This window comes from Cyanobium sp. ULC082 (assembly GCF_977927535.1).
Genome location: NZ_OZ376397.1, coordinates 152665 through 174921, shown reverse-complemented (window position 1 = coordinate 174921; position 22257 = coordinate 152665). Strand labels below are relative to the sequence as shown.

29 protein-coding genes are annotated in these 22257 nt (G+C 67.1%); 16 read left to right on the top strand and 13 right to left on the bottom strand.

Going from position 1 to position 22257, the window contains the following annotated elements:
• Window positions 1–106: 106 nt before the first annotated feature.
• The 5 genes from dapB (at window position 107) to ACXMDY_RS00970 (ending at window position 3530) form a co-directional block, all read left to right on the top strand.
• Complete coding sequence (gene dapB / locus ACXMDY_RS00990; RefSeq protein ID WP_259702998.1) at window positions 107–988, top strand: 4-hydroxy-tetrahydrodipicolinate reductase; 882 nt, start codon at window positions 107–109, stop codon at window positions 986–988.
• Window positions 989–1017: 29 nt separating this feature from the next.
• Window positions 1018–1662: a hypothetical protein gene (locus ACXMDY_RS00985; RefSeq protein ID WP_259702997.1), complete on the top strand. Its 645-nt coding sequence runs from the start codon at window positions 1018–1020 to the stop codon at window positions 1660–1662.
• A gap of 70 nt (window positions 1663–1732) precedes the next feature.
• Complete coding sequence (locus tag ACXMDY_RS00980; protein ID WP_259702996.1) at window positions 1733–1999, top strand: high light inducible protein; 267 nt, start codon at window positions 1733–1735, stop codon at window positions 1997–1999.
• A 74-nt stretch (window positions 2000–2073) separates the two neighbouring features.
• Window positions 2074–3291 (top strand): FAD-dependent monooxygenase, encoded by a 1218-nt coding sequence (locus ACXMDY_RS00975; RefSeq protein ID WP_311133955.1) that lies wholly within the window; start codon window positions 2074–2076, stop codon window positions 3289–3291.
• Window positions 3292–3317: 26 nt separating this feature from the next.
• Window positions 3318–3530, top strand: a complete 213-nt coding sequence (locus ACXMDY_RS00970; RefSeq protein ID WP_259702995.1) for a DUF2949 domain-containing protein — start codon at window positions 3318–3320, stop codon at window positions 3528–3530.
• A gap of 4 nt (window positions 3531–3534) precedes the next feature.
• Here ACXMDY_RS00970 and ACXMDY_RS00965 read toward each other — a convergent pair whose 3' ends face one another.
• The gene (locus tag ACXMDY_RS00965; protein WP_259702994.1) at window positions 3535–4092 is read right to left on the bottom strand and encodes an adenine phosphoribosyltransferase; all 558 of its coding nucleotides are present in this window, start codon (window positions 4090–4092) and stop codon (window positions 3535–3537) included.
• A 51-nt stretch (window positions 4093–4143) separates the two neighbouring features.
• Between ACXMDY_RS00965 and ACXMDY_RS00960 the strand changes: the two genes are divergently transcribed.
• The 4 genes from ACXMDY_RS00960 to ACXMDY_RS00945 all read left to right on the top strand — a co-directional run bounded on the left by ACXMDY_RS00960 (window position 4144) and on the right by ACXMDY_RS00945 (window position 6150).
• Window positions 4144–4689 (top strand): DUF3038 domain-containing protein, encoded by a 546-nt coding sequence (locus tag ACXMDY_RS00960; RefSeq protein WP_259702993.1) that lies wholly within the window; start codon window positions 4144–4146, stop codon window positions 4687–4689.
• Entirely contained in the window at window positions 4686–5321 is a 636-nt protein-coding gene (locus ACXMDY_RS00955) for a DUF4335 domain-containing protein (RefSeq protein WP_259702992.1), read from the top strand. The genes ACXMDY_RS00960 and ACXMDY_RS00955 overlap by 4 nt, the downstream gene beginning before the upstream one ends.
• 94 nt (window positions 5322–5415) lie before the next feature.
• Window positions 5416–5661 (top strand): hypothetical protein, encoded by a 246-nt coding sequence (locus ACXMDY_RS00950; protein ID WP_259702991.1) that lies wholly within the window; start codon window positions 5416–5418, stop codon window positions 5659–5661.
• A gap of 42 nt (window positions 5662–5703) precedes the next feature.
• Window positions 5704–6150, top strand: a complete 447-nt coding sequence (locus ACXMDY_RS00945) for a hypothetical protein (RefSeq protein ID WP_259702990.1) — start codon at window positions 5704–5706, stop codon at window positions 6148–6150.
• Between the two features lie 4 nt (window positions 6151–6154).
• On the opposite strand, the gene ACXMDY_RS00940 is transcribed toward ACXMDY_RS00945, so the two are convergent.
• Window positions 6155–6664 (bottom strand): EF-hand domain-containing protein, encoded by a 510-nt coding sequence (locus ACXMDY_RS00940; RefSeq protein ID WP_259702989.1) that lies wholly within the window; start codon window positions 6662–6664, stop codon window positions 6155–6157.
• A 199-nt stretch (window positions 6665–6863) separates the two neighbouring features.
• On the opposite strand from ACXMDY_RS00940, the gene ACXMDY_RS00935 reads away from it, so the two are divergent.
• The 4 genes from ACXMDY_RS00935 to ACXMDY_RS00920 are packed head-to-tail and all read left to right on the top strand — an operon-like array spanning window position 6864 to window position 10317.
• Entirely contained in the window at window positions 6864–7589 is a 726-nt protein-coding gene (locus ACXMDY_RS00935; RefSeq protein ID WP_259702988.1) for a response regulator, read from the top strand.
• A gap of 3 nt (window positions 7590–7592) precedes the next feature.
• A complete protein-coding gene (locus tag ACXMDY_RS00930; protein WP_259702987.1) occupies window positions 7593–9020 on the top strand; it encodes an ATP-binding protein in 1428 nt (475 codons plus the stop codon).
• On the top strand, window positions 9021–9965 hold the full coding sequence (gene ppk2 / locus ACXMDY_RS00925; RefSeq protein WP_259702986.1) for a polyphosphate kinase 2: 945 nt from the start codon (window positions 9021–9023) through the stop codon (window positions 9963–9965).
• Between the two features lie 22 nt (window positions 9966–9987).
• Window positions 9988–10317 (top strand): hypothetical protein, encoded by a 330-nt coding sequence (locus tag ACXMDY_RS00920; RefSeq protein ID WP_259702985.1) that lies wholly within the window; start codon window positions 9988–9990, stop codon window positions 10315–10317.
• 160 nt (window positions 10318–10477) lie between these two features.
• On the opposite strand, the gene ACXMDY_RS00915 is transcribed toward ACXMDY_RS00920, so the two are convergent.
• From ACXMDY_RS00915 to ACXMDY_RS00900, 4 genes are all read right to left on the bottom strand, one after another.
• Window positions 10478–11101 carry a hypothetical protein gene (locus ACXMDY_RS00915; RefSeq protein WP_259702984.1) on the bottom strand — a complete coding sequence of 208 codons (624 nt, stop codon included), beginning with the start codon at window positions 11099–11101 and terminating at the stop codon, window positions 10478–10480.
• Window positions 11102–11312: 211 nt separating this feature from the next.
• Window positions 11313–11534 carry a hypothetical protein gene (locus ACXMDY_RS00910; RefSeq protein ID WP_259702983.1) on the bottom strand — a complete coding sequence of 74 codons (222 nt, stop codon included), beginning with the start codon at window positions 11532–11534 and terminating at the stop codon, window positions 11313–11315.
• A 90-nt stretch (window positions 11535–11624) separates the two neighbouring features.
• Complete coding sequence (locus ACXMDY_RS00905; protein ID WP_259702982.1) at window positions 11625–11885, bottom strand: DUF6737 family protein; 261 nt, start codon at window positions 11883–11885, stop codon at window positions 11625–11627.
• A 36-nt stretch (window positions 11886–11921) separates the two neighbouring features.
• On the bottom strand, window positions 11922–12164 hold the full coding sequence (locus ACXMDY_RS00900) for a hypothetical protein (RefSeq protein ID WP_259702981.1): 243 nt from the start codon (window positions 12162–12164) through the stop codon (window positions 11922–11924).
• A gap of 105 nt (window positions 12165–12269) precedes the next feature.
• On the opposite strand from ACXMDY_RS00900, the gene ACXMDY_RS00895 reads away from it, so the two are divergent.
• Together ACXMDY_RS00895 and ACXMDY_RS00890 are read left to right on the top strand one after the other, a co-directional pair.
• Window positions 12270–13463: a glycosyltransferase gene (locus tag ACXMDY_RS00895; RefSeq protein WP_259702980.1), complete on the top strand. Its 1194-nt coding sequence runs from the start codon at window positions 12270–12272 to the stop codon at window positions 13461–13463.
• A 173-nt stretch (window positions 13464–13636) separates the two neighbouring features.
• Window positions 13637–14431 (top strand): sugar transferase, encoded by a 795-nt coding sequence (locus ACXMDY_RS00890; protein ID WP_457767252.1) that lies wholly within the window; start codon window positions 13637–13639, stop codon window positions 14429–14431.
• On the opposite strand, the gene cbiB is transcribed toward ACXMDY_RS00890, so the two are convergent.
• The 6 genes from cbiB to ACXMDY_RS00860 form a co-directional block, all read right to left on the bottom strand.
• Window positions 14425–15426: an adenosylcobinamide-phosphate synthase CbiB gene (cbiB, locus tag ACXMDY_RS00885; RefSeq protein WP_259703004.1), complete on the bottom strand. Its 1002-nt coding sequence runs from the start codon at window positions 15424–15426 to the stop codon at window positions 14425–14427. The two genes, ACXMDY_RS00890 and cbiB, sit on opposite strands and share 7 nt — an antisense overlap.
• Window positions 15427–15467: 41 nt before the next feature.
• The gene (locus ACXMDY_RS00880; protein ID WP_259702978.1) at window positions 15468–16580 is read right to left on the bottom strand and encodes a hypothetical protein; all 1113 of its coding nucleotides are present in this window, start codon (window positions 16578–16580) and stop codon (window positions 15468–15470) included.
• Window positions 16581–16596: 16 nt separating this feature from the next.
• Window positions 16597–17592: a ketol-acid reductoisomerase gene (gene ilvC, locus ACXMDY_RS00875; RefSeq protein WP_259702977.1), complete on the bottom strand. Its 996-nt coding sequence runs from the start codon at window positions 17590–17592 to the stop codon at window positions 16597–16599.
• A 91-nt stretch (window positions 17593–17683) separates the two neighbouring features.
• Window positions 17684–18292 carry an ATP-dependent Clp protease proteolytic subunit gene (locus ACXMDY_RS00870; RefSeq protein ID WP_259702976.1) on the bottom strand — a complete coding sequence of 203 codons (609 nt, stop codon included), beginning with the start codon at window positions 18290–18292 and terminating at the stop codon, window positions 17684–17686.
• Window positions 18293–18339: 47 nt separating this feature from the next.
• Complete coding sequence (locus tag ACXMDY_RS00865; protein WP_259702975.1) at window positions 18340–19014, bottom strand: ATP-dependent Clp protease proteolytic subunit; 675 nt, start codon at window positions 19012–19014, stop codon at window positions 18340–18342.
• 31 nt (window positions 19015–19045) lie between these two features.
• Entirely contained in the window at window positions 19046–20158 is a 1113-nt protein-coding gene (locus ACXMDY_RS00860; RefSeq protein ID WP_259702974.1) for a PIN/TRAM domain-containing protein, read from the bottom strand.
• 126 nt (window positions 20159–20284) lie between these two features.
• Here ACXMDY_RS00860 and hemW point away from each other — a divergent pair, with 126 nt between their 5' ends.
• Window positions 20285–21541, top strand: coding sequence for a radical SAM family heme chaperone HemW (gene hemW, locus ACXMDY_RS00855; RefSeq protein ID WP_259702973.1), 1257 nt, complete (start codon window positions 20285–20287; stop codon window positions 21539–21541).
• Here the strand turns inward: hemW and panB are convergent.
• Window positions 21426–22235 (bottom strand): 3-methyl-2-oxobutanoate hydroxymethyltransferase, encoded by an 810-nt coding sequence (gene panB / locus ACXMDY_RS00850; RefSeq protein WP_259703003.1) that lies wholly within the window; start codon window positions 22233–22235, stop codon window positions 21426–21428. The two genes, hemW and panB, sit on opposite strands and share 116 nt — an antisense overlap.
• Between the last annotated feature and the right edge of the window lie 22 nt (window positions 22236–22257).

Genomic DNA, 22257 nt, shown 5'->3' with positions numbered 1-22257 from the left:
GTTGCTGTGGGGGCGCGGCTTCTGGGGCCCAGCCTGCAGGCCGCGAAAGGTGCCGTGGCTGTCGGCGGCCATAGGCTCAGCTCACCTCTGTTGATCGAGAACCACCATGGCCGCCACGTTGGAGGACCCCGCCACGCCGGCCGCACCGGGGCAAGCGGCAGCGCCGATCGCCGTGGTGGTGGCCGGCGCCCTGGGCCGCATGGGGGCGGAGGTGGTGAAGGCCGTGGTTGCCGCGCCGGATTGCGCCCTGGTGGGGGCGATCGACACCACGGCGGAGAAGCAGGGCGCTGATGTGGGGCTTGAGCTGGGGCTGGGGGAGCTGGAGGTGGCGATCAGCGCCGATCTGGAGGGAACGCTCTGCCAGGCCAGCCAGGCGGTTCGCAGCCAGCCCCATGGCGCGGTGTTGGTGGATTTCACCCATCCGAAGGTGGTCTACGAGCACACCCGCGCCGCGATCGCCTACGGCGTGCATCCGGTGATCGGCACCACCGGGCTCAGCCCCAGCCAGCTGGCCGATCTGGCTGCCTTTGCCGAGAAAGCCGGCATCGGCGGTGCCGTGATCCCCAATTTCTCGGTGGGGATGGTGCTGCTCCAGCAGGCTGCAGCCGCCGCCGCCCGCTTCTACGACTTCGCCGAACTCACCGAACTGCATCACAACCGCAAGGCCGACGCCCCCAGTGGCACCTGCATCAAGACTGCCGAGCTGATCGAGGAGCTCGGCAAGACGTTCAACGCCCCCCAGGTGGAGGAGCACGAGAGCCTGGCCGGTTGTCGCGGCGGCCTGCGGAGCAGCGGCCTGCGGCTGCATTCCGTGCGGCTGCCGGGGCTGGTGGCCCATCAGGAAGTGATGTTCGGCGGGCCGGGCGAAACCTATACCCTGCGGCACGACACGATCGAGCGCTCGGCCTACATGCCGGGGGTGCTGCTCACGGTGCGCCGGGTTCGGCAGTTGCAGAGCCTGGTCTACGGCCTCGAACGCCTGCTCTGAAACGCCTGCTCTGAATCGATGCTGTTGCGATGCTGATTCCCCTCAAGCCCGGCGAGTTGCAGCGCCTGATTCCGGCGGTGGCCACCGGCCCCCAGTTCAATGCCTGCAGCGGTGATCCGGGCAAGATCCTCCAGCGGGTGCTGATCTCGGTGATCGGCGGGGTGCTGGCCCTGCTGGTGGCCCAGAGCCAGTTCTCCTATCGCTTCGGCCCGGTCTGGCTGGTGGCGGGCTTCGTTTTTCTGCTTTACATCCTCTGGGGCCCGATCCTCGAAGCCGGCCGACGCAATTCCACCCTGCGCCGTTTTCCAGCCGGGGCGATCTTCGAGGGGAAAGTGGCTGATCTGTTCACGCGGGAGCGGATCGAGCAACGCAACGAACAGGCCGACAAGAGCGGCCGCCTTGAACTGGTGGAGAACCGGCGTACCTGGCTCTGCCTGGAGCTGGAAGACGACGAGGGGTACCTGGGCCAGGTGCGGTTCCCGATGGACAAGAAGCACAAGCTGATCCGCCGGGGGATGACGATCCGCTGCCTCGTCCTGAGCGAGCGCCCTGATTTCTCCAGGATCGGAGCCCTCAGTGATGCCTGGATTCCGGCCCTGAAACTCTGGGTGGGTGAGTATCCCTACTTACTGAGGCCAGCTTTCGAGGAGCTCTGCCTGCGCCGGCTGCGCTGAATCCGCCAGACTTGCGTTACGAAGCGAAACAATGTGTTACATTTCTGTCATCCCACCCCACGAAGCACCCATGGCCCAAGCCACCACCTTCGCTCCAGCCGCTGATCGCGCCGCCATCCGTGGAGCCACCGTCACAACCGAAGACGGCGGCCGTCTCAATGCCTTCGCCACGGAGCCACGGATGGAAGTGGTGGCCGCTGACCAGGGCTGGGGCTTCCACGAGCGTGCCGAAAAGCTGAATGGCCGCATGGCCATGCTCGGATTCATTGCCCTGCTGGCCACCGAATTCGCCCTCGGCGGTGAAGCCTTCACCCGCGGACTGCTCGGCATCGGCTGAGGTCGGCCGGTTTTCCCGACCCTTCACGGCGCTGTCCCTGTCTCGGTCAACCTCTCCGCCGCAACAGAATTCTGTTGCGGCTTTTTGATGGCGTGCCTGATGGCCGGGATCGGTTGCTGATGCGTTCACCCCTGGTGGCCAGGGTTCGGGGTGCGGGCCCGACCGGTGCCCTCGCCGCCCTCGCCCTCGCCAGCGTGGGCTGGGAGGTGGAACTGGACGACCCCCTGCCCCCTGAGCAGTTGCTGGCCCGCGGCCGCGCCTACGCGCTCAGCCATTCCAGCCGGCTGCTGCTCTCCGAGCTGCAGCTCTGGAATCCGCTGGCCGTGGACCTGGTGCCGTTCCGCTTCCTGCAGCTCTGCGATCTGGAGCTGGCCGAGCGGGTCCCGTTTGATGGCTCCGATCTCGGCAGGACCGCTCAAGGCCTCCAGGGCGACGAAGCGGTGGGCTGGGTGCTCCAGCACAGGCCGCTGATGGAACTGCTGCTGGAGCGGCTGAAAGCCGATCCAGCGATCCGGCTGAACCTGGGCAACCCGCAGGCCATCGCCGCCGACGCAACACCTGTCGACCTGATCGTGGCCGCCGACGGAAGCGCCTCCCCCAGCCGTACCGCCCTGGGCATCGGCCAGTGGCGGCTTCCCTACCACCAGGCCTGCCTGAGCGTGCAGGTGCGGTTGCGCGGCTCAGCGGCCGACCAGGCCTGGGAACTGTTCCGCGCCGAGGGGCCGTTCGCCGTTCTTCCCCTGGGTGGCGACCACCACCAGCTGGTCTGGAGTGCCCCCGCCGGGCGTCTGCGGCTGCTCGAAAGCCTGGATCCGGCCGCCTTCCTCGACAGCCTGGCCGGGGCCCTGCCTGACCGGTTCCAGGTGGATGCCCTGCTCGATGCCCCCCGCGCCTTTCCGGTGGCCCTGGAGCTGGCCCGTGGCTTCCAGCGCGGCAACACCGTCCTGGTGGGTGAAACCATGCATCGCTGCCACCCCGTCGGCGGCCAGGGCCTGAACCTCTGCTGGCGGGATGTGCGCGTGCTGCGGCGGCAGGCTGAGCGGGTGGCCAGGGGACGGCTGGGCCTGGCCGCGATCGGCCGGGCCTATGCGATCCGGCGCTGGGGAGACGTGTTGCTCACCCTGCTGATCACCGATCTGATGGTGCGCCTGTTCTCGAACCGTCAGCCCCTGCCGCTCGGCTTGAGGCGCCTGGTCCTGGCCCTGCTGCGCCGGCTGCCCCCCCTGCGCCGGCTGAGTCTGAAAGCGATGAGCCTGGGCCCTTGCCAGCTGCTCAGCCGCTGGTCAGAGTGAGGCCCCCTTTGCCTGGTCCCGGCGTCATGGTGATCAGCAGCTCACCCCAGCCGGAGCCGCCATCGGCGCTCGTGGCCTACCTGCAGCGCGAGCTGGGGCTCACCCAGAGAGCCCTCGAACTCGGCATCAGGCAGGCACGGCTGGAGCAGGCCCCCCTGCCGGTGATCCTGTGGCGTTTCGGGCTGATCAGCCTGGAGCAACTGGATCTTGTCCTGGCCTGGCAAGAATCACAGCCCTGAAGGATCAGGCGTAGACGATCAGGGATTCAACCGGATGGTCCCCAGGCAGCCGCTGACGCCCCCCCAGGCCGGCCAACTCAGCCACGAAGCCATAGCCACAAAGCTGGCCGCCGGCCAGTTCCACCAGGTGAGCACAGGCCGCAGCGGTGCCTCCGGTGGCCAGCAGATCGTCGACGATCAGCACCCGTGGCTCTCCGGCCAGGGCATCGTGCTGGATCTCGAGGCGATCGCTGCCGTACTCCAGGTCGTAATCGACCCCACACAGTTCCCCGGGAAGCTTGCCCGGCTTGCGCACCGGCACAAAACCCAGCCCCACCACCGTGGCCAGGGCCGTGCCGACGATGAACCCCCGCGACTCGATGCCGACGATCAGGTCGGGTTCGACCCGCTCGCAGACCAGGGCAAGCTGCCGCATCACCTCGCGCCAGCCCTGGGGATCACGCATCAGCGGCGTCAGGTCGCGGAAGAGGATGCCGGGCTTGGGAAAATCTGGAATGTCACGCACCAGCTGGCGCAGATCGGGTGCCCTGGATGGATCAACCGGGGAGGAGCTGGGGGGCATGGCAAGCGGAAGAGGTGACGGATCGGCTCCGGCGCTGGCATCATCGCAGCCATGGCCCAAGACCGATTGACCAAGCCTGATCGCCATTCCGGAATCTCCCGCCGGGGTCTTGAGCGGCTGGATCTGATGCTGCTCACCGTCGAGGCCCTCGATCTCAACGGCGGCGAAGCGATGCTGTCGATGGCCGGGCAACTCGGCTTCAACGATCTCTTCCCCAACCGGGTCGAGCTCTGGAAACGGCGCTGCTACAACCCCCTGAGGCTCGCCTGCCGGCGTGGTGAACTGAGCGAACCCGAAACCGATGCCCTGATCTCCCTGCTCTGCGCCCTTGCCGACCGCCTCTATCCGATGCTGCGTCAGCTGCTCTCTTCCGCCGAACCCGCCCAGGTCACGGCCGAGCGCTGGGGGTTGTTCCAGAAGCGGCTGGATGAACTGATCCGGGAGCGGCTCAATCCCCGCCGCGGTGGGGTTCAGAAGCTGCTCGACCCGAAGGAGGGTCCGGCGTTGCGGCTCCAGTTGATCCACGGCCTCGCCTTCGGGGCCGGCAGGGGCGGCTTCGATCGCCTCAAAGCCAGCCTGATGGACGCCTCGGCATGAAAGTGAGCCACCGCTTCGAGCAGACCAGCTGCCGGCTCAGACTCGACGGCCTGCCGGACCTTTCAGCCGGCCAGGCCGAGAACGTGATCGGCATCCTCTCCGGCTGGCAGCTGGCCCTGGCGGGCCACACCGAGCTGGAGGGAAAACGGGAGCACCTCCTGGCCCTGCTGGATGTGGTGCTTCCCTATGCCCGCCACCTGCTCAGCGGCGTGCCACGCCGCTTCGGAGCCGATGCGGGTCCGGTTCAGATCGAACCGGTGCGGGAGAGCGGCGCTGGGCGCTGCCATCGCCTGCGCCTGTTCAGCAGCCAGCCCGACACCCCCCCCCTGGAGCTCAGCCTCGATGACGCCGAGCTCTCCGATCTCGTTCGCTGCCTGGATCAGCTGCGGCTCGATCCACGGGTTCAGCTCGGTTTCAAGCTGCCTGCGGAGCGACCGCTGCCAAAACGGGAGATTCTGGAGCGCATCCCCCTGCGCCAACGGTTGTTCTCCCCCCTGGCGGCTGCGACGGCCCTGGCCGTCACCGCTTCGATCAGCCTGATGGTTCCGCTGCCACGGCGGCCGACGGCCCCATCGCCCAGTCCAGCCGCCGTCCCCACGGTCCCGCTCAGCCCAGCGGAACCCAATCCTTGAGACAGGCCTTCAGCACTGCGCCGTTGACGCGGGTTCCACCGGGGCCAGACTCCTGCATGGGGGCCTCGGGCTCCGGGCCCACTGCAGACGGACGATGACGAAAAGCTGGTCGGAACTGCGACGCCGCGTCAGTCGCCTCGGAGCCTGCCTGGATGTCGTTGTGCGCAGCGATCCGGAGGTGTGCGGCCTGAGCGGCAGGAACTTTCACCTGTCGCTTCACCATGGCGGCCAGGGGGATTGCACGGTAGAAGGGCTCAGCCTGGTGGACTGCCCCAATGAACTGGTGCTGATCGAGTTCGAACGCTGGATGCGGGGCGCCGGCTACAGCCTCGATGTCTGATCCGGAACCGATGGACAGCAGCCGGGGTCTGGGGATCACGCCATGAATCGCCTCAGCGAGCCGGCCTTCAAACCACTCCCCGCCCGGAAGGTGTTTCGCAAGCGTCGCAGCCGCTCGCCCTGGCGGGAAGCCCTCTTCTCCCTGCTCAACATCGCGGTCGGCAGCGGTGTGCTGGTGGCCTTGCTGCAGTTGCCCGCCCGGATCGACTCACTGCTGGTGGTGAGCAAGGTGATCAGCACCCTGATCAAGGCCATCTCGAGGATCGGCGAGGGGATCCTGCTGCTGGCCGCCGGCCTGGCCCAGACCTTTGCCATCCTGCTGGTGGTGAGCCTGGCGATCGCCGCCTTGCTGCTGCTGGCCAATGGCGTCTTCCGGATCCTGAGGCTGGGCATGCCCGGCCTGGGCAGCGTGCTGGGCGTGCCGCTGGAACTGGCCCGGATGCTCTGGGCTTTTGTCCAGATCCGCCGCCCGGATCGCCATGAGCCGTGAAGTCCTAAGGGCGGGGGGAAAGCGAACGGCGAAAGTCCCAGAACTCCTCCAGGCTGACGTTGCCGTTCCGGTCACGGTCCATCTCGCTGAAGCGCTTTGCCAGCCAGGGGAAGGAGGCCGCTTCCGCCTGGCTCAACTGACCATTGCCATCCCGGTCGGCCCGCTGGAAGCTCTTGCGAAGCCGTTCGCCGAGGAAGTGGTTGTTGGCCGGAGCCAGATCCTGGGGCAGCAGATATCCCCGACCCGTGGAGTCGAGCCTCTCGAAGTTCATCTCCAGAAAGGGATAGCCCTTGCTCTCGAATGGGCTGATCCGGCCATCGCCGTTGCGATCGATCCGGTGAAACCAGTTTTCCAGGCGCTTCTCGTAGCGCTCCAGCAGCCGGGAGTCCTGGGCCTGGGCGGGGCCTGGCGTCAGGCTGCCGCCGATCAGCAGCTGCATGGCCAGCGCCAGCAGACCGCCGGCCACGGCAGGGCCGCTGCCGAACAGGTGGGGCGACGGGGAGACAGGGGGCATGGGCTCACCCTATGGAGCGGAGGCCAGCGGGTTGCGGCATCGATGCGTGTGCTGGGTGGCAGAACCATGACCGGATCCGACTGGTGAGGCTGCCAGTCATGGCTGGACAGTTCCAGGCGCTCGCCAGGGCAGGATCAATCCTGGGCCATCGAGCCTCCCTCCATACAGTTCAAGCAGCGATGATCCACGCCTCTTTGCCATGAGCCGATCTCACACCATCTGGGTCGTGGATGACGACCCGGAGCTGCGGCAGCTGCTCGGCACCCACCTCACCGAGCAGGGCTACGAGGTGCGCTGCCTGACGGATGGCCGCCAGTTGGTGGCCCGCCTGGAGTTCCAGCGCCCCGATCTGCTCGTGCTGGATCTGATGCTGCCGGGCGACGATGGCCTCACCCTGCTGCGCCGTCTGCGGGATGGCGGCGATGACCTGCCGGTGGTGATGCTCACCGCCAGGGCCGAGGCCGTCGACCGGATCATCGGCCTGGAGCAGGGCGCCGACGACTACCTGGCCAAGCCGTTCCTGCCGAGGGAGCTCACCGCCCGGATCGAAGCGGTGCTGCGTCGGCGCGGCAGCCTTCCGGCCGGCACCCCGCTGGCGGACGGGGAAGTGGTTCGCTTCGGTGTGAACAGCCTGGATCTCTCCGCCCGCACCCTGGAGCGGGATGGGGAGGCCGTGACGATCACCAGCGGCGAATTCAGCCTGTTGGCCGCCTTCGTGCAGCATCCCCACCGCCCGCTCTCGCGGGAGCGCCTGATCGAGCTGGCCCGGGGCCCCTCCAGCGAGACCGACAGCCGCAGCATGGATGTGCAGGTCTCGAGGGTGCGGCGCCTGATCGAACCCGACCCCAGCCGTCCCCGCTACCTGCAGACCGTCTGGGGCTATGGCTACGTGTTCGTTCCCGACGGCGCCCCACGGAGCCGTTGAGCGATGGTCGGCTCCTTTCGCTCGGCTGCCCTCCTGCTGCGGCTGGGGGGCTTCGCGCTGGGCGGCTGGGGGATCAGCCTCGTGTTGCTTCAGGCTTTGCTCGGAACCCGGATCGGCCAGGCCCAGGTGGCCCAGATGGGTCCCCAGGTCGCCCTCAACCTGCGATTGGCGGAACTGGCGCTGGAGCGTTTTCCACCGGCCGCGGTGTCGGTGTTGAGCGGGCTGCAGCTGGGGGTGGGTGAACCGCCCGCACCGGATCCAGCCAACGGATTCCTCGGCCTCGGCCATGACGGCCGACTGGAGGTTCAGGCGAAGCAGTTGCGATACGAACTCTGTCGCCGACTGCCGCGCTGTCCCCAGGTCGTTCCCACCCCGGGGGAGGCCCGCGGCGTCTGGATCGAACTGGCTTCGCCCCTGGAGCCCGTCTGGCTCTATGCCGGAATCAGGCCCCAGCTGGGCTGGCCGCCGGATCCGCTGCTGGTCAGCCTCTCCCTGGTCAGCGGCAGCGTGGTGGCCGCCGCCCTGTTCCTGCTGCTGGAGGTGCAACGGCCCCTGCAGCAGCTGGAGAAAGCGCTCGGCGGCGTCGGTCGGGTCAGCGAGCCCAACCCCCTGCCCCAGCGGGGCGCTCCGGAAGTGCGTCGCCTCACCCGCCATTTCAACGCGATGCTGGAGAGGCTCTCGATCAGCGAGCAGGAGCGGGCCACGATGCTGGCCGGCATCGCCCACGACATCAAGACCCCCCTGACCCGCCTGCGTCTGCGCTTGTCCCTGGGTGGGCTCGGTGCCGAGGCACGGGAGAAGGCTGAGGCCGACCTCGATGACCTCGAGCGGATCACCGGCCAGTTTCTACTGTTCGCCGGCGGCGGCGGCACCGAGCTGGCGGTGGAGGTGCCCCTGCAGGATTTTCTGGCCGAACTGGCCGCCCGCTACGACGGTCAGCCGGTGGAACTCGAGCTCACGCCGCTGACCGCCTCGATCCAGCCGATTGCCCTGGGCCGGGCCGTGGCCAACCTGATCGACAACGCCCTCAGCTATGGCCAGCCACCGGTTCTGCTGCGGCTGCTGCCCTGGCAGGACGATGGCTTCGAGCTGCAGATCTGGGACAGGGGGGAAGGGATCGCCGAAGGGCAGCGTTCCGAGGCGCTGATGCCGTTCCAGCGGCTCGACTCAGCCCGCGGCGGCCACGGGCACTGTGGCCTTGGCCTGGCGATCGCCCAGCGGGTCGCCCGGGCCCACGGTGGTGACCTGCGGCTGGGCTCGCCTCAGCCGGCGACCCAATCCAGCGGCTTCTGCGTCAGCCTCACCGGCCACTCCATCGAGATGCGCCCGGAGGCCCGGCAGCAAGGGGTCTCGAAATCTGTATCAATCGAGCCGTCAATCGGCCCGAATCCCACTAAGGGTGGGACAACCAAGTCGAGCAGGGTTGAGTGAATGGGCAAGGGAAAGGATGGCAAGAAGGCCAAGGAGGCCAAGAAATCCAAGGCTGAGAGTGCCCTTGGCACCAATGGGCTGAACGATCGGTATCACCCCACCGCCCTGCTCGACGACCTGGAGGAGGGCCCGGCCGGAGCCCCGCCTCATGGCGGCCAGAAACGGCTGAGCAAGAAGTTCTACGAAACAGAGCTCGAGCGTCTGCAGATCGAGCTGGTCAAGATGCAGTACTGGATCAAGCACACCGGATTCCGGATGATCCTGCTGTTCGAAGGCCGTGATGCGGCCGGCAAAGGGGGAACGATCAAGCGAATCACCGAGCCGATGAATCCCCGTGGCTGCAAGGTCGTGGCACTGGGTACCCCTTCCGACCAGCAGAAAACCCAGTGGTATTTCCAGCGATACGTGGAGAATTTTCCCTCCGCCGGTGAGTTGGTTCTGTTCGACCGCAGCTGGTACAACCGGGCCGGCGTTGAGCGGGTGATGGGCTTCTGCACCGATGAGCAGGTTGATCAGTTCATGAAGTCCTGCCCTGAGTTCGAGCGGATGCTGGTGAATTCAGGCATCGTTCTGCTCAAGTATTGGTTTTCGGTGAGTGATGAAGAGCAGGAACTTCGCTTTCAATCGCGCATTGACGATCCTGCCCGCCGCTGGAAACTGAGCCCCATGGATCTCGAATCAAGGGATCGCTGGCTGGAGTTCTCCAAAGCCAAGGACCAGATGTTCGCCCACACCAACATCCCCGAAGCCCCCTGGTTCACCGTCGAAGCCGACGACAAGCGACGGGCACGGCTGAACTGCATCCGCCATCTGCTCAGCAAGGTGCCTTACGAAGACATGACCCCGGCTGCGATTGAGCTGCCTCCACGCAAGAGTGGTGGCGATTACCAGCGGCCGCCGATGAACGAGCAGTTCTACGTTCCGAACGCCTACCCCTACGGCTGAACCACCGCCCATCGATTCGGCCATGTCCGAGCCCACCCCCGATCCTGCCTGCCTGCCGGCCACGGCCCCCCTGCGGGGTCCCCGCGGCTCCCTGCTCTATTCCGGCAGCGATGGCAACCAGTACATCGTGGCCGGTGGTCCCGCCCATCCTGGCGATGCCCCCCTGGCCCAGGCTTTCCAGGCGCTGAGGGCCGGAGCACCGGAGTTGGACCTGCTCAGCCATCGGTGCCGGCAATGGGTCGAGGCCGCAGGCAGCCATGGCCTCACCCAGCCCCAGGCCGCCGCCGTGCTGCTGGGCCAACTGGCACTGGCCCTTGATCTGGGCGAGGAAGGCAGGCCCCTGCTTCCCTAGGACCCTGGCCAGCTCAGTGGAGTTGCTGGAACCAGAACCCGGCCAGCTGCCAGCTGCTCCAGAGAAAAATCAACAGGAAAAGCCAGTTCAGCCAGGGCGGACGGGTGTTGTTCTCTGCCATGGCGCCTCGGTGTCGCAGGAGCAAACCTATCGGGCCCGGTCATCGGGGCTGGCAGGGCACAAGCTGGCCTGCTCCATCTGGCTGGCAAAGTCCCCACAGCCGGCCGTCGGTTTCGTCGCTCCAGCGAACCACCCTGGCGCCAGGGTCGTACCCAGGCCAGTCGTTCGTCGTGATCACCGAGAGGCTGTACGGGGCCTGGCTGTAGTCATAACGGCAGTAGCCCAGGCCCGCACCGGAGCAGGCGCTCAGACTGGCCAGGCGATTGCCGGCCCGCTGTCGATCCAGGTCATCAGGCTGCCGCTGGGGTGACGGGCGCCAGCCGCTGGCCTGGAGGCGTTGATCGGCCGTGCCGATCGGTTCACCGACGCGAAGCAGGCTGGAGAACTCCAGCCTGCCGGCACCCGCCAGCAGGACCAGGGGGCTCAGCAAAGCGAGCGCTCGCAACAGGGAGTTGTTGATGGGCAGGGCTCTGATACGCCGCGGGAACTGACCGGATGGATCTTCCTTCACTTGTCCCAGGCCATGGCCACCCGTGCTGTTTTCTCCTTCCTCGGCTTTCCTGGCTGGGCTCCGTTGCACCTGGTTCTGCCTGAGAACGGATACCCGGCCGGAGCAGCCCTGCGCCTGGCGGCGGCGACGCCCGGAGTGGGTTCGGGAGGCCACGAAGCGGCGGGATTGCTGAATCGGTTTCTGCGCAGCACGGATCAGGGGGAGCCGGTCGCTTCCCCGGTTCTCTGCGGAGATTGTGACTACCGGTATCTGATCATCTATCGCCAGGGAGGCGTGTGGCCGCTGCGGATCTCAGCCTGGCGGCGGGAGCTGGATGGCCCGGGCTGGAGTCGCCGTTGCCAGCCGATGCCCCTGGAGATGTTCCTCAGCCGGTTTCATCCCTGCCGGCCCCGGCCGGTTCGGGGGTGCTCTGGCGCTGGGCCCGTCTCAGATCATGGAGGCCTTCCAGTTGGTTGTAGACCGCCAGGAGTTGCATCCTGATGTGGTCGGTGTTCTCCAACCGAATGAGATTGGCCAGGGCGGCTTCGATCTGTTCCTTGCTGTCGATCAGCAACCGGCACTCACTGGTACCGGGCTCGTAGCTCATGGTGAATGGCTCTGAATGGTGGGCTGGAGGCCCTTGTTCACATTACTCAAGCCAACCGGGCTGAAGCGTGCTGTTGGATTGACCACCATCTCAATCAGCGGAGCCAGGCTCCGGAGAACCAGCCGCCGCCGCGAAACTGCCTGGCACCAGCACCAGGAACAGCCACCACCAGAGCAGAACGGCAGCCACGACGGGCGTGGTGATCCACCAGCGCTGCAGCAGGAGCCAGCTGGCCAGGCTGACCCCCGTACCGGTGGCCACGATCGTCCAGGGCTGACACCAGAGGGGTTTGGTCTGCCAGAAGGAAACCGGCCGATCCTGAGGCTGGCTGATATCGGTCGGCTCGACCATCACGTTCCCGGGCGGCAGACGGGAAGTCTGCCGTCTTCAGGAGTGAAACAGCAGCACCAACCCCTTGGGGATCTGGTGAAACTCACGATCCTCGCGGCTGAGATCCAGTCCCACCAGCAGCCCCTCCTTGAGGGCATCGGCGTAGGGGGGCTGGCTTGGGGCCTGCCCGGCCAGCCAGAGCGCCGCGATTCCAACCGGCGTGGCATGCCAGCTGAACGAACGGGTCAGGCCGATCGAGGGTTCGTCAAGGGCGTCTTCCAGAAGTTCGCGAATCGCCATGGTGGGCAGGAACTGCGTTCAGCATCCGGATCAGCGCCCAAGAGCGCAATCAGCTGAGAGCATTCGTGACGTGCACGGTCCGTCGGTGCGACGTACGGTGCCGCGATGCCTTCCCTTCCAAGCCGGATCGCGCTCGTCCATGAATGGTTCACCCCACGCTCGGTGGGAGGGTCCGAGCAGGTGGTGCGGGAAGTGGACCGCCTGCTCAGCCCGGAGCTGTTCGCTCTGGTGGATGGGGAAAGCGGGAGCTCAGAGAGCTGGTTGGCAGGCCGCCGCATCCAGACCTCCTTCATCCAGGGACTGCCCTGGGGCAGCAGCCATGTTCAGCAATACCTGCCCCTGCTGCCCCTGGCGATCGAACTGCTGGATCTTTCCAGCTATCCGCTGGTGATCAGCAGCAGCCACCTGGTGGCCAAAGGGGTGCTCACCGCACCCGACCAGCTCCATGTCAGCTATGTGCACACGCCGGTGCGCTACGCCTGGGACCAGATGCCCGCCTATCTGGCCGGCTCCAGGCTGGCCAGGGGACCGCTTGGCCCGCTGGTGCGCTGGCAACTGCACCAGCTGCGTCAGTGGGATGTGATCAGCAGCCAGCGGGTGGACCATCTGATCGCCAACTCACGCTTCACGGCCCGGCGGATCCAGCGCTGCTGGGGCCGATCCAGTGAGGTGCTGCATCCACCGGTGGAGGTGGAGCGGTTCCGCTGGGATCTGCCTCGCGACGACTTCTACCTCTCGCTCGGCCGCCTGGTCCCCTACAAGCGGGTCGATCGTGTGATTGAAGCCTTCAACCGCACCGGCCTGCCATTGCTGGTGGTGGGGGATGGTCCGGAGCGGCGGCGGCTCGAAGCGATGGCCGGCTCCGGCGTGCGTTTTCTGGGTCGCTGCGATCCCGCCCGGGTCAGCGAGCTGATGGGCCGCTGCCGCGCCTTCGTCTACGGGGGGCTGGAGGACTTCGGCATCGCCGCCGTGGAGGCGATGGCGGCCGGAGCGCCGGTGATCGCCCTGGGCAAAGGCGGGCTGCTCGATAGTGTGCGCTGCCTGGCAAGCGGCGCCTCCCGGCCCACCGGCCTGCTGTTTCCCGACCAGAGCACCGCCTCCCTGGTGGCAGCGCTGGAGCACTTCGAGCAGGGACAGCTCTGGAAGCGTCTGCCGGCGGAGAGCCAGCGGGAATGGGCCGAGCAATTCGCTCCGGAACGGTTCAGACGCCGGTTGCTTGCCCTGCTCGAGCGTTACTGGCAGGGCCATCTGGCCGATCTGGAGCAGGCTCGGGAGCCCCTGCCTGATCCCTTGCCCTGAACCCTCTGTGCCTCTGGCCTGAGTGACCTTCCGAACTGGCCGAAGGGTGAATGGATTTTTACAGTCTCGACATCAAGGGGACCGTGATGGCCTTCTGTCACCCCAATTCGTTCATACCAGAATCACTGATCCCGGAATCACTGATCCCGGAATCAGTGATCCCGAAAACGTTGATGCCGGAATCACTGATGCAGGAACCGTTGGGCACCCTCTCTGCGGTCAGCACCGTGCCTGGTTCATCAGGTTTTCGCCAGCCGCTTCGATCCGAGCGGGCTGAGCCGGTGACCACGGCTCTCAGCCTGGCGGCACCGGTTCTCTCCGCCCAGCAACTGATCGCCGCCCAGACCAAACTCTCGAGAACCCTCAAACGCAGCGGTGATCTGGCCTTCTCCCTGGCGGTGCTGGGCCTGGGCAGCCCCCTGTTCCTGCTGCTGGCCGCCCTGGTGCGGATCAGTTCACTGGGGCCCGTCTTTTATGTTCAGCGACGCATCGGTCGTGGCTACAGGGAGTTTGGCTGCATCAAATTCCGCACGATGCGGCCGGATGCCGATCGCCTCCTGGGCAAACTGCTTGCCCAGTCTCCTGAACTGAAGGCTGAGTTCAACAAGGATTTCAAGCTGAAATCCGATCCCCGCATCACGCCGATCGGCAGGTTTCTGCGTCGCTCCAGCCTCGACGAACTGCCCCAGTTTCTCAATGTTCTCAAGGGAGACATGAGCCTGGTCGGTCCCCGCCCGATCGTTCGGGCCGAACTCAGCCGTTATGGCCGTCGGATGGATGAGGTGCTGGCGGTACGACCCGGCCTCAGCGGCCTCTGGCAGGTTTCCGGTCGCAACAACCTGTCCTATTCCACCCGCGTGAAGCTGGATGTGAGTTACGCACGCCATCGCAGCGTGTGGCTGGATCTGGCCATCATCGTGCGCACGGTGAGTGTGATTCTCTTCCCAAGGGATCGCGGCGCCTACTGAGCCAGCAGGGAGGCGGCAGCGACCATCAGCGGCAAGCTGACCGCCAGCCAGAGCAGCTCGAGGCGATTGCTCAAGGCGAGGATCCGCTCGACAGCCGGGCGATCGGCCGGCGGATAAGAGGCTCCCAGGATCGGTTTGGCCCGCGCCACCCCGCCATAGCGGTTGACGCCTCCCAATCGCACGCCGGCCGCCTGGGCGTAGGCAGCCTGGGAGAGCCCGGCGTTGGGGGAGGGATCAGGGCGGCCCTCCTGCCTCGCCAGGGCCACTTGGCCGAGCAGCCGGTGGGGACGGCGGCTGACCAGGGGAAGGCTGAGCGCCACCAACCGGCAGGGCAGCCAGGTCAGGAGATCGTCGAGACGGGCACCGGCCGTGCCGAGCCATTCCAGCCGGCCGCGGCGATAGCCGAGCATCGAATCGAGCGTGCTGGCGGCTTTGTAGGCCAGGGCCAGGCTGAGCGGCCCTGGGGGCTGAAGCTGTCCCCCGGGCTGCCAGCTCAGCAACGCCACCCCCACCAGCATCCAGAACAGGGGGCCGAACAGACCGTCCACCCCGTTTTCGGCGGCCGTTTCCGCCACCGCCCGCAGCATCTCCGCTTCACCGAGACCCTCCACATCGCGGCCCACGATCCTGGCCAGCCGGCTGCGGGCCCTCTCAAGACCGTCGTTGCCGCCGGAGAGAGCGTCGAGAACACCACGCACAGCCCGCTCCAGGCTTCCAGCCGCCAGGCAGCTGGCCAGACACAGCCACAACAGCGGATACCCCAGCGGTGGCCATCGCCAGGCCAGCATCTCCACGCCCCAGCCCACTGCTCCGCTGACGCCCACCAGCAGCAGGGTGATTGCCCCGCCGCCCAGCCTCAGCTTCCAGGGTCGATCGCCCGCCCAGGTCTCCACCTGCCCTCGCAGGAGCGCAATCGACCAGCCCATCACCTGGACCGGGTGCAAGCAGCCGGCGGGATCGCCGACCACACGGTCGAGGCCACACGCCAAGGCCACAGCCAGCCAACCGATCGCCGCTGGGGACCCGCTCAGATTGATCAAGAAGCTGGACGGGCAGCCCCCCGGATCGCCAGGGGCAGCGCGGCGGCCAGAAAGGCCACCACCTGAAGCGGCAGCGCCAGGGGCAGTCCGAGCCACTGGGCCAGGCTACCCATCACCAGACTGCCGACCAGGGCACCCACGGCGCTGGAGCGCTCCAGGGTCTGCCAGCGCAGCGGCTCGTCAGCCAGATGGGCCAGGGAGGCCGCCAGCCGGGCATCACTGGAGCCGGCCAGGGCCCCCATCGGCAGGAACAGGGCCAGCGAGCTCCAGCCGGGCAGCCACTGGGTGGCCGCCAGCAGGCCGGAGAGCAACAGGTAGCGCCCTACCCCGGCACCTGGGAAAGGCAGGGACAGAACTGGCCAGGAGGCCGACAGCAGCCTGCCCAGCCCATAGGCGGTGAGCAGCATGCCGAAATCGAAGCAGTTGCCGGCCCCCTGCTGGCGCACCCAGAGCGGCAGCAGGCTGAACAGGCTGCCGAACAGAACGCCCTGCAGACAGCAGCGCCAGTTCAACCCCTGCTCAGGGGAGGCCAGGGCCAGATCAGGCGCCGAGGGCTCCGCTCTGGCTGGCCTGGCCTGGCCGGATTGCAGCGCCGCGGGCAGCAGCGGCAGCAGCAGCACAAGGGCCTGGGAGAACTGCAGAACCGCCTTGCCGATCGGGAACAGCAGGCCGGTGAGCAGATGACCCAACAGGGCTCCCAGATCGGAGCCGGAGCGAAGCCGCCGCATCGAAACCCCCTGGTGGCCCACCAGATAGCGCTGCAGAGGAAACTGGGCGATCTGCAGCCCCAGGCCGAACAGCAGCACGGCCAGCAGGGCCAGGATCAGCAGCCAGAGGTTGGCGCTGCCGCCCCCATCCAGCCCGGCAGGGACAGGGGCCGCCAGCCCTACTCCCACCAGCACAAGGGTGGCCGCCATCTGCACCAGGCTGCCGAGCAGGGGGTGCTGGGGCAGGGGCAGCAGGCTGGCCGCCGTGCCGAAAACGGGAAGCAGGCTGTTGACCAGGGGTGACGGACTGAGGCCGCTGACCAGCCAGGCGCTGGAGGCCAGGGTGAGGCTGGCGCCAGCCTGAGCGCTGCCCCAGGCCAGAGAAAGCAGGCCCCTGCGCACCGCTACCGCCTCGCGATCAGGAGGTCTTCAGCCAACTGAACATGGAGCGCAGGCCCTTGCCGACCTGCTCGATCGGATGCTGGGAATCCCGCTGACGGGCCTCGGCCATCGCCGGCTTGCCGGCCTCGCACTCCGCAACGAAGTTACGGGCGAAGGTGCCGTCCTGAATGTCGGCGAGGATGCGCTTCATCTCCGCCTTGGTGTCGGCGGTGATCAGGCGCGGGCCGCTCACATAGTCGCCGTATTCGGCGGTGTTGGAGATCGAATCCCGCATGGCGGTGAGGCCACCCTTCACCATCAGATCCACGATCAGCTTCACCTCGTGCAGGCACTCGAAGTAGGCCAGCTCGGGTTGATAACCCGCCTCCACGAGGGTTTCGAAGCCCGCTTTCACCAGCTCGCTCAGGCCACCGCAGAGCACGGCCTGTTCACCGAACAGGTCGGTTTCGGCCTCTTCCTTGAAGTTGGTTTCAAGAATGCCGGCCCGGGTGCCGCCGATCGCCTTGGCGTAGGCCATCGCCAGGCCGCGGGCGTTGCCGCTGGCATCCTGCTCGATCGCGAACAGGGCGGGCACTCCCTGGCCGTTCTGGTACTCCCAGCGCACCGTGTGTCCTGGGCCCTTCGGAGCGATCATCACCACGTCCACATCGGCCGGGGGCACGATCAGGCCGAAACGGATGTTGAAGCCATGGGCAAAACTCAGCACCTTGCCGGCGCTCAGATGGGGCGCAATCTCAGCTTCGTAGACCGACTTCTGGGTTTCATCGGGAAGCAGCACCATGATCCAGTCGGCCTTGGCACAGGCCTCGGCCACGCTCAGCACCTCCACGCCATCCACCCTGGCCTTCTCAGCGGATCGGCTGCCTTCGTAGAGGCCCACCACCACGTTGACGCCGCTGTCCTTGAGGTTGAGGGCGTGGGCATGGCCCTGGCTGCCGTAGCCGATGATGGCCACCGTCTTGCCGTTCAGAAGGCTGAGGTCGGCGTCGGAGTCGTAGAAGAGCTGGGCCATCCGGGCTGGGGCTGGGGCAAGGAGCAGGGCCCGAGCTTACGCAAGCGGCAGCCGATACCCGGCGGAAGCGGAGCGCCGGGCCGGGAGCCTCTCAGGCCGTGGCTTCACTGGGATGGGCGATGACCCGGTCGATCAGGCCGTACTCCTTGGCCTCGGCAGCACTGAGGAAGTAATCACGATCCGTGTCCTTGGTCACCTTCTCCAGGCTTTGCCCGCACATGTCGGCCAGGGACTGATTGAGCATGTCCTTCATGCGCAGGATCTCCCGCGCTTCGATCTCGATATCGCTGGCCTGGCGCTGGCTGGTTCCCCCCAGGGGTTGGTGGATCATGATCCGACTGTGGGGCAGGGCCACGCGCTTGCCTTTGGTGCCGGCCGCCAGCAGAAAAGCGCCCATGCTGGCCGCCAGGCCCACACAGATCGTCACCACCTCCGACTTGACGTACTGGATCGTGTCGAAGATCGCCAGGCCCGCCGTGACCGAGCCGCCCGGGGAGTTTATGTACAGGTAGATCGGCTTGCTGCTGTCGTCAGAGTCGAGGTAGAGCATCTGGGCCACCAGACTGTTGGCGATCCCATCGTTGACCTCCTGGCCAAGGAAGAGAATCCGCTCCACGCCCAGCCGGGTGTAGATGTCCACCCAGCGCTCGTACTGGCTGCCAGGCAAGCGGTAGGGAACGCTGGGGGTGCCGATGGGCATGGTGCGGAAGTGGTGGTTTGGGAAGAGTGGAAGGCTGAGTCAGGCGGTCAGGCCGCCCCGGCCAGGGCCAGGGGGGGCACCTTCTGGCTGGTGAGGATCCTGTCGATCAATCCGTATTCAAGGGCTTCCGGTGGAGTGAGGTAGGTCATCCGATCGGAGTCTTTGCTGAGCTGGGCAACACTGCGACCGGTGTTCTCAGACAGCATCTCCAGCATGGTGCGCTTGTTCTGAAGCACCTCCTGGGCCCGGATCTGGATGTCGCTGGCCTGGCCGCGGGCACCGGAGCGGGGCTGGTGCAGCACGATCGAGGCGTGGGGCAGGGCGGCCCGATGGCCCTTGGCACCGGCCGAGAGAATCATCGCGGCGGTGCCCATCGCCTGGCCGATGCAGATCGTGTGCACCGGCGGCTTCACATAACGGATCGTGTCGCAGATAGCGAAGGCTTCGGTTTCGAAGCCGATCGCATCGCCGGTGTACCAGCTGGTGCCGGTGGAATTGATATAAAAAAAGATCGGCTTCTCCGGATTGTCGAACTCCAGGTAGAGCATCTGGGCGACGATCAGCTCGGTCACGTCAACGCCCATCTGGCGCTTGGCGTCGTCGTCGGAGAAGAGAGGCAGGCCGAGGTAGACGATCCGCTCCTTCAACAGCAGCGACGGCAGATCCGGCGGCGGGGTACGCATCACGGCGGAATCGCCGTAGTAAGGGGCCGACACCGACATCCGTTCACCTGCTCCACTGCCAGGGATCAGCCTAGCGGGGGTCTGGAGTGGGCTGGATGGCGGCTTCCCGCTTCGGGCCGTCGTGGTCGCAACGGGCAAAGACCATGCGGCCGGTCGGGGTCTGCAGGGCACCGGTCACGGTGACCGGCAGCCGCTGACCGATCCGCCGGCGGGCCGCCTCCACCACCACCATCGTGCCGTCCTCCAGATAGCCGACTCCCTGATCGGCCTCCTTCCCCTCCCGCACGATCTTGAGTTGCAGGGCATCGCCCGGCTGCACCTCCGGCCGCAGGGCGACCACCAGGGCACTCAGGTTCATCACCTTGAGGTCCTGGACCTCCGCCACCTTGGCCAGGTTGTAGTCGGCGGTCAGCAGGGTGCCACCGGTATCCGCAGTGAGCTTGAGCAGCTTGTCGTCAGCCCCGTTGCCCTCGTAGCGGGTGCTGTTGACCACCAGACGACGGCCGTAGCGCTCCCGCAGCGCCGCCAGGAGATTGAGGCCACGGCGCCCCTTGCCCCGCTTCTCGTTGTTGCCCGAATCGGCCAGCTGCTGGAGTTCATCGATCACCGCCTGGGCCACGATCACCTGCCCCTCCAGCAGCCCTGATTCCAGCAGGCCGCGGATGCGGCCATCGATGATCACGCTGGTGTCGAGGATCTTGGCGGTGGCGGGCTGAAGCACCCCTTCCGCCACCAGCAGGGCATCGGTGCTGGATGGGTTGAACAGCCGCAGCAGGGTGCGTCCATGCACCTCGGCCAGGTTGTAGCCCAACACTCCGAAGAACACATTGCTGAGCACCGCGGCCAGTGGTTTGACGAAGACCACCTCCAGGGGCAGGGAGAGCAGCAGGATCGGCGCCAGCAGCAGGTTCGCCACCAGCAGGCCGAGAATCAGGCCCACCGCCCTCGAGAGCAGCAGGTCGGTGGGCATCGAGCGCACCTGCCGCATCAGCCGACGGCGCAGCAGCTGAAAGAAGAAGCCGGCCAGCAGCCCGAAAAACGCCCCGAAGCCAGCCAGAACCCAGCGCAGTCCCTCCAGATTGGTGACCTCGGCGAGCACCCGCGCCGGAAGCAGGTCCACCCCCAGCCAGCCGGTGGCGGCACCGGAGATCAGGAACAGCAGCAGGATCAGCGGGTCCACCATCGGTTGGTCGGGGGCTGACCATGGCTCGAACCATGCAGCATGGTCGATTCCAGCCGATTTGCCTGGATCTGGTATCCACACCTCTGAGCCCCACATCTGGCCACCCCCCTGAGCCAGCCACCAGGAATGCCCCTGCCCCCTCCGCGCAGCGCCTATCTCCACATCCCCTTCTGCCAGCGGCGCTGCTTCTACTGCGACTTCGCGGTGGTGCCGCTCGGCGATGGGGCCGATGGCGCCCACTCCGGCTCGATCCAGGCCTACCTGAAGCTGCTGCAGAGGGAAATCGCCTCCGCCCCGGCCGGTCCGCCCCTCTCCACGGTGTATCTCGGCGGCGGTACACCCTCCCTGCTCACCCCTGACCAGATCGGCGGCCTGCTGGAGGCGCTCGCCGTGCGATTCGGCCTGGCGGCAGGGGCGGAGATCAGCCTGGAGATGGATCCGGCCAGCTTCGACCAGGCGCGCCTGGAGCAGGTGCTCGCCACCGGTGTCAACCGGGTGAGCCTGGGTGGCCAGAGTTTCGATGATCCGGTGCTCGAGCGGCTTGGGCGGCGCCACCGGCTGGAGGATCTGCTGGAGGCGGCCGCCTGGCTGGCCGAAGCGCGGCGCGGGGGCAGGCTGCGCAGCTGGAGCCTCGACCTGCTGCAGGGCCTGCCTGGGCAAACCCTGGAGCACTGGAGCGACCAGCTCGGCCAGGCCCTGGCCCTCGATGCCCCCCACCTGTCGATCTATGACCTGATCGTGGAGCCCGGCACCGTGTTCGCCTGGCGCCAGCGACGGGGCGAACTTCCCCTGCCAGACCCCGACCTGGGAGCCGACCTGATGGCACACACCTCAGAACGCCTGCGGGAGGCGGGGTACGGCCACTATGAGATCTCCAACTACGCCTGGCCGGGCCACGTGTCGCGCCACAACCGCGTCTACTGGAGCGGCGCCGGTTGGTGGGGATTCGGAATGGGGGCCACCGCAGCGCCCTACGGAAGCCGGCAGGCCCGCCCCCGCACCCGGGCCGCCTATGCGGAATGGCTGACAACCGCAGGGGAGGCCGGGGACCTGGGCGGCCCCAGGTCGGCCATGCCCTTCGATGAGCGCGTGATGGTGGGGCTGCGCCGCCGCGAAGGGGTGGCCATGGGCCAGCTGGCGGGCGAGCACGGCATCCGGCCGGCCGAGCTCGAACAGCTCAGGCAACGGCTGGATTCCTTTCTGGATCGCCGGCTGCTGTTGATCGAAGGCTCCCGTTGGCGCCTGAGCGACCCGGCTGGCCTCGCCCTCAGCAATGCGGTGCTGCGGGAGCTGCTGGCCTGGTGGGATGGGCGGCCTGGTCCTGCAGCCAGCCCCGCAGGGCCTCGACGGCAAGACCACGGCCCTGCAGCAGCGGCGGACTGAACGGGGGTTGGCGCGGGCTGAACCCGAGCAGGTCGGCGGTGACCCGCACCTGGCCGTCACAATCGTCGCCGGCACCGATGCCGATGACGGGGATCGCCAGCTGTTGGCGCAGACTGCCTGCCACGCCATCGGGCACGTGCTCCAGCACCAGGGCGAAGCAGCCGGCCGCTTCCAGATCGAGGGCCTGGCGCCGCAGCCGTTCCTGACTGATCGGATCCTTGGCCTGGCGGCGCAGGCCGAGCCGATGCACCGACTGGGGGGTCAGGCCCAGGTGACCCATCACGGGGATACCACTGCGAACCAGCCGATCGACCACCAGGAGTGTTTCCGGCTCACCACCTTCGAGCTTCACGGCGGCGGCGGCCGTTTCCTTCAGCACCCGGCCGGCCGCGGCCACGGCCGCCTCGGCGCCGCATTGATAGCTGAGGAAGGGCAGATCACAGATCAGCAGCGGTTGCTGATCGCGAGGGCGACTCAGACCCCTGGCCACGGCCCGGGTGTGGTGAATCATCTCGTCGAGGCTGACAGGCAGGGTGGTGGGATGGCCCAGGACGACCATGGCCAGGGAGTCACCGACCAGCACCGCCTCGACGCCCGCCTCCTCGACCCAGGCTGCCGAAAGGGCGTCCCAGGCGGTCAGCATCCGGATCGGCAGGCCCGAGCTCTTGCGATCGATGAGATCACCGGGACGCAGGGGCACAGCAGGGAGGAGCGGT

Excerpts from the sequence above, each read along its gene's own strand:
- dapB (WP_259702998.1), top strand. The coding sequence starts at position 107 with ATGGCCGCCACGTTGGAGGACCCCGCCACGCCGGCCGCACCGGGGCAA.
- ACXMDY_RS00985 (WP_259702997.1), top strand. The coding sequence starts at position 1,018 with ATGCTGATTCCCCTCAAGCCCGGCGAGTTGCAGCGCCTGATTCCGGCG.
- ACXMDY_RS00980 (WP_259702996.1), top strand. The coding sequence starts at position 1,733 with ATGGCCCAAGCCACCACCTTCGCTCCAGCCGCTGATCGCGCCGCCATC.
- ACXMDY_RS00970 (WP_259702995.1), top strand. The coding sequence starts at position 3,318 with ATGGTGATCAGCAGCTCACCCCAGCCGGAGCCGCCATCGGCGCTCGTG.
- ACXMDY_RS00965 (WP_259702994.1), bottom strand. The coding sequence starts at position 4,092 with ATGCCCCCCAGCTCCTCCCCGGTTGATCCATCCAGGGCACCCGATCTG.
- ACXMDY_RS00960 (WP_259702993.1), top strand. The coding sequence starts at position 4,144 with ATGGCCCAAGACCGATTGACCAAGCCTGATCGCCATTCCGGAATCTCC.
- ACXMDY_RS00955 (WP_259702992.1), top strand. The coding sequence starts at position 4,686 with ATGAAAGTGAGCCACCGCTTCGAGCAGACCAGCTGCCGGCTCAGACTC.
- ACXMDY_RS00950 (WP_259702991.1), top strand. The coding sequence starts at position 5,416 with ATGACGAAAAGCTGGTCGGAACTGCGACGCCGCGTCAGTCGCCTCGGA.
- ACXMDY_RS00945 (WP_259702990.1), top strand. The coding sequence starts at position 5,704 with ATGAATCGCCTCAGCGAGCCGGCCTTCAAACCACTCCCCGCCCGGAAG.
- ACXMDY_RS00940 (WP_259702989.1), bottom strand. The coding sequence starts at position 6,664 with ATGCCCCCTGTCTCCCCGTCGCCCCACCTGTTCGGCAGCGGCCCTGCC.
- ACXMDY_RS00935 (WP_259702988.1), top strand. The coding sequence starts at position 6,864 with ATGAGCCGATCTCACACCATCTGGGTCGTGGATGACGACCCGGAGCTG.
- ACXMDY_RS00930 (WP_259702987.1), top strand. The coding sequence starts at position 7,593 with ATGGTCGGCTCCTTTCGCTCGGCTGCCCTCCTGCTGCGGCTGGGGGGC.
- ppk2 (WP_259702986.1), top strand. The coding sequence starts at position 9,021 with ATGGGCAAGGGAAAGGATGGCAAGAAGGCCAAGGAGGCCAAGAAATCC.
- ACXMDY_RS00920 (WP_259702985.1), top strand. The coding sequence starts at position 9,988 with ATGTCCGAGCCCACCCCCGATCCTGCCTGCCTGCCGGCCACGGCCCCC.
- ACXMDY_RS00910 (WP_259702983.1), bottom strand. The coding sequence starts at position 11,534 with ATGAGCTACGAGCCCGGTACCAGTGAGTGCCGGTTGCTGATCGACAGC.
- ACXMDY_RS00905 (WP_259702982.1), bottom strand. The coding sequence starts at position 11,885 with ATGGTCGAGCCGACCGATATCAGCCAGCCTCAGGATCGGCCGGTTTCC.
- ACXMDY_RS00900 (WP_259702981.1), bottom strand. The coding sequence starts at position 12,164 with ATGGCGATTCGCGAACTTCTGGAAGACGCCCTTGACGAACCCTCGATC.
- ACXMDY_RS00895 (WP_259702980.1), top strand. The coding sequence starts at position 12,270 with ATGCCTTCCCTTCCAAGCCGGATCGCGCTCGTCCATGAATGGTTCACC.
- ACXMDY_RS00890 (WP_457767252.1), top strand. The coding sequence starts at position 13,637 with ATGCCGGAATCACTGATGCAGGAACCGTTGGGCACCCTCTCTGCGGTC.
- ilvC (WP_259702977.1), bottom strand. The coding sequence starts at position 17,592 with ATGGCCCAGCTCTTCTACGACTCCGACGCCGACCTCAGCCTTCTGAAC.
- ACXMDY_RS00870 (WP_259702976.1), bottom strand. The coding sequence starts at position 18,292 with ATGCCCATCGGCACCCCCAGCGTTCCCTACCGCTTGCCTGGCAGCCAG.
- ACXMDY_RS00865 (WP_259702975.1), bottom strand. The coding sequence starts at position 19,014 with ATGTCGGTGTCGGCCCCTTACTACGGCGATTCCGCCGTGATGCGTACC.
- ACXMDY_RS00860 (WP_259702974.1), bottom strand. The coding sequence starts at position 20,158 with ATGGTGGACCCGCTGATCCTGCTGCTGTTCCTGATCTCCGGTGCCGCC.
- hemW (WP_259702973.1), top strand. The coding sequence starts at position 20,285 with ATGCCCCTGCCCCCTCCGCGCAGCGCCTATCTCCACATCCCCTTCTGC.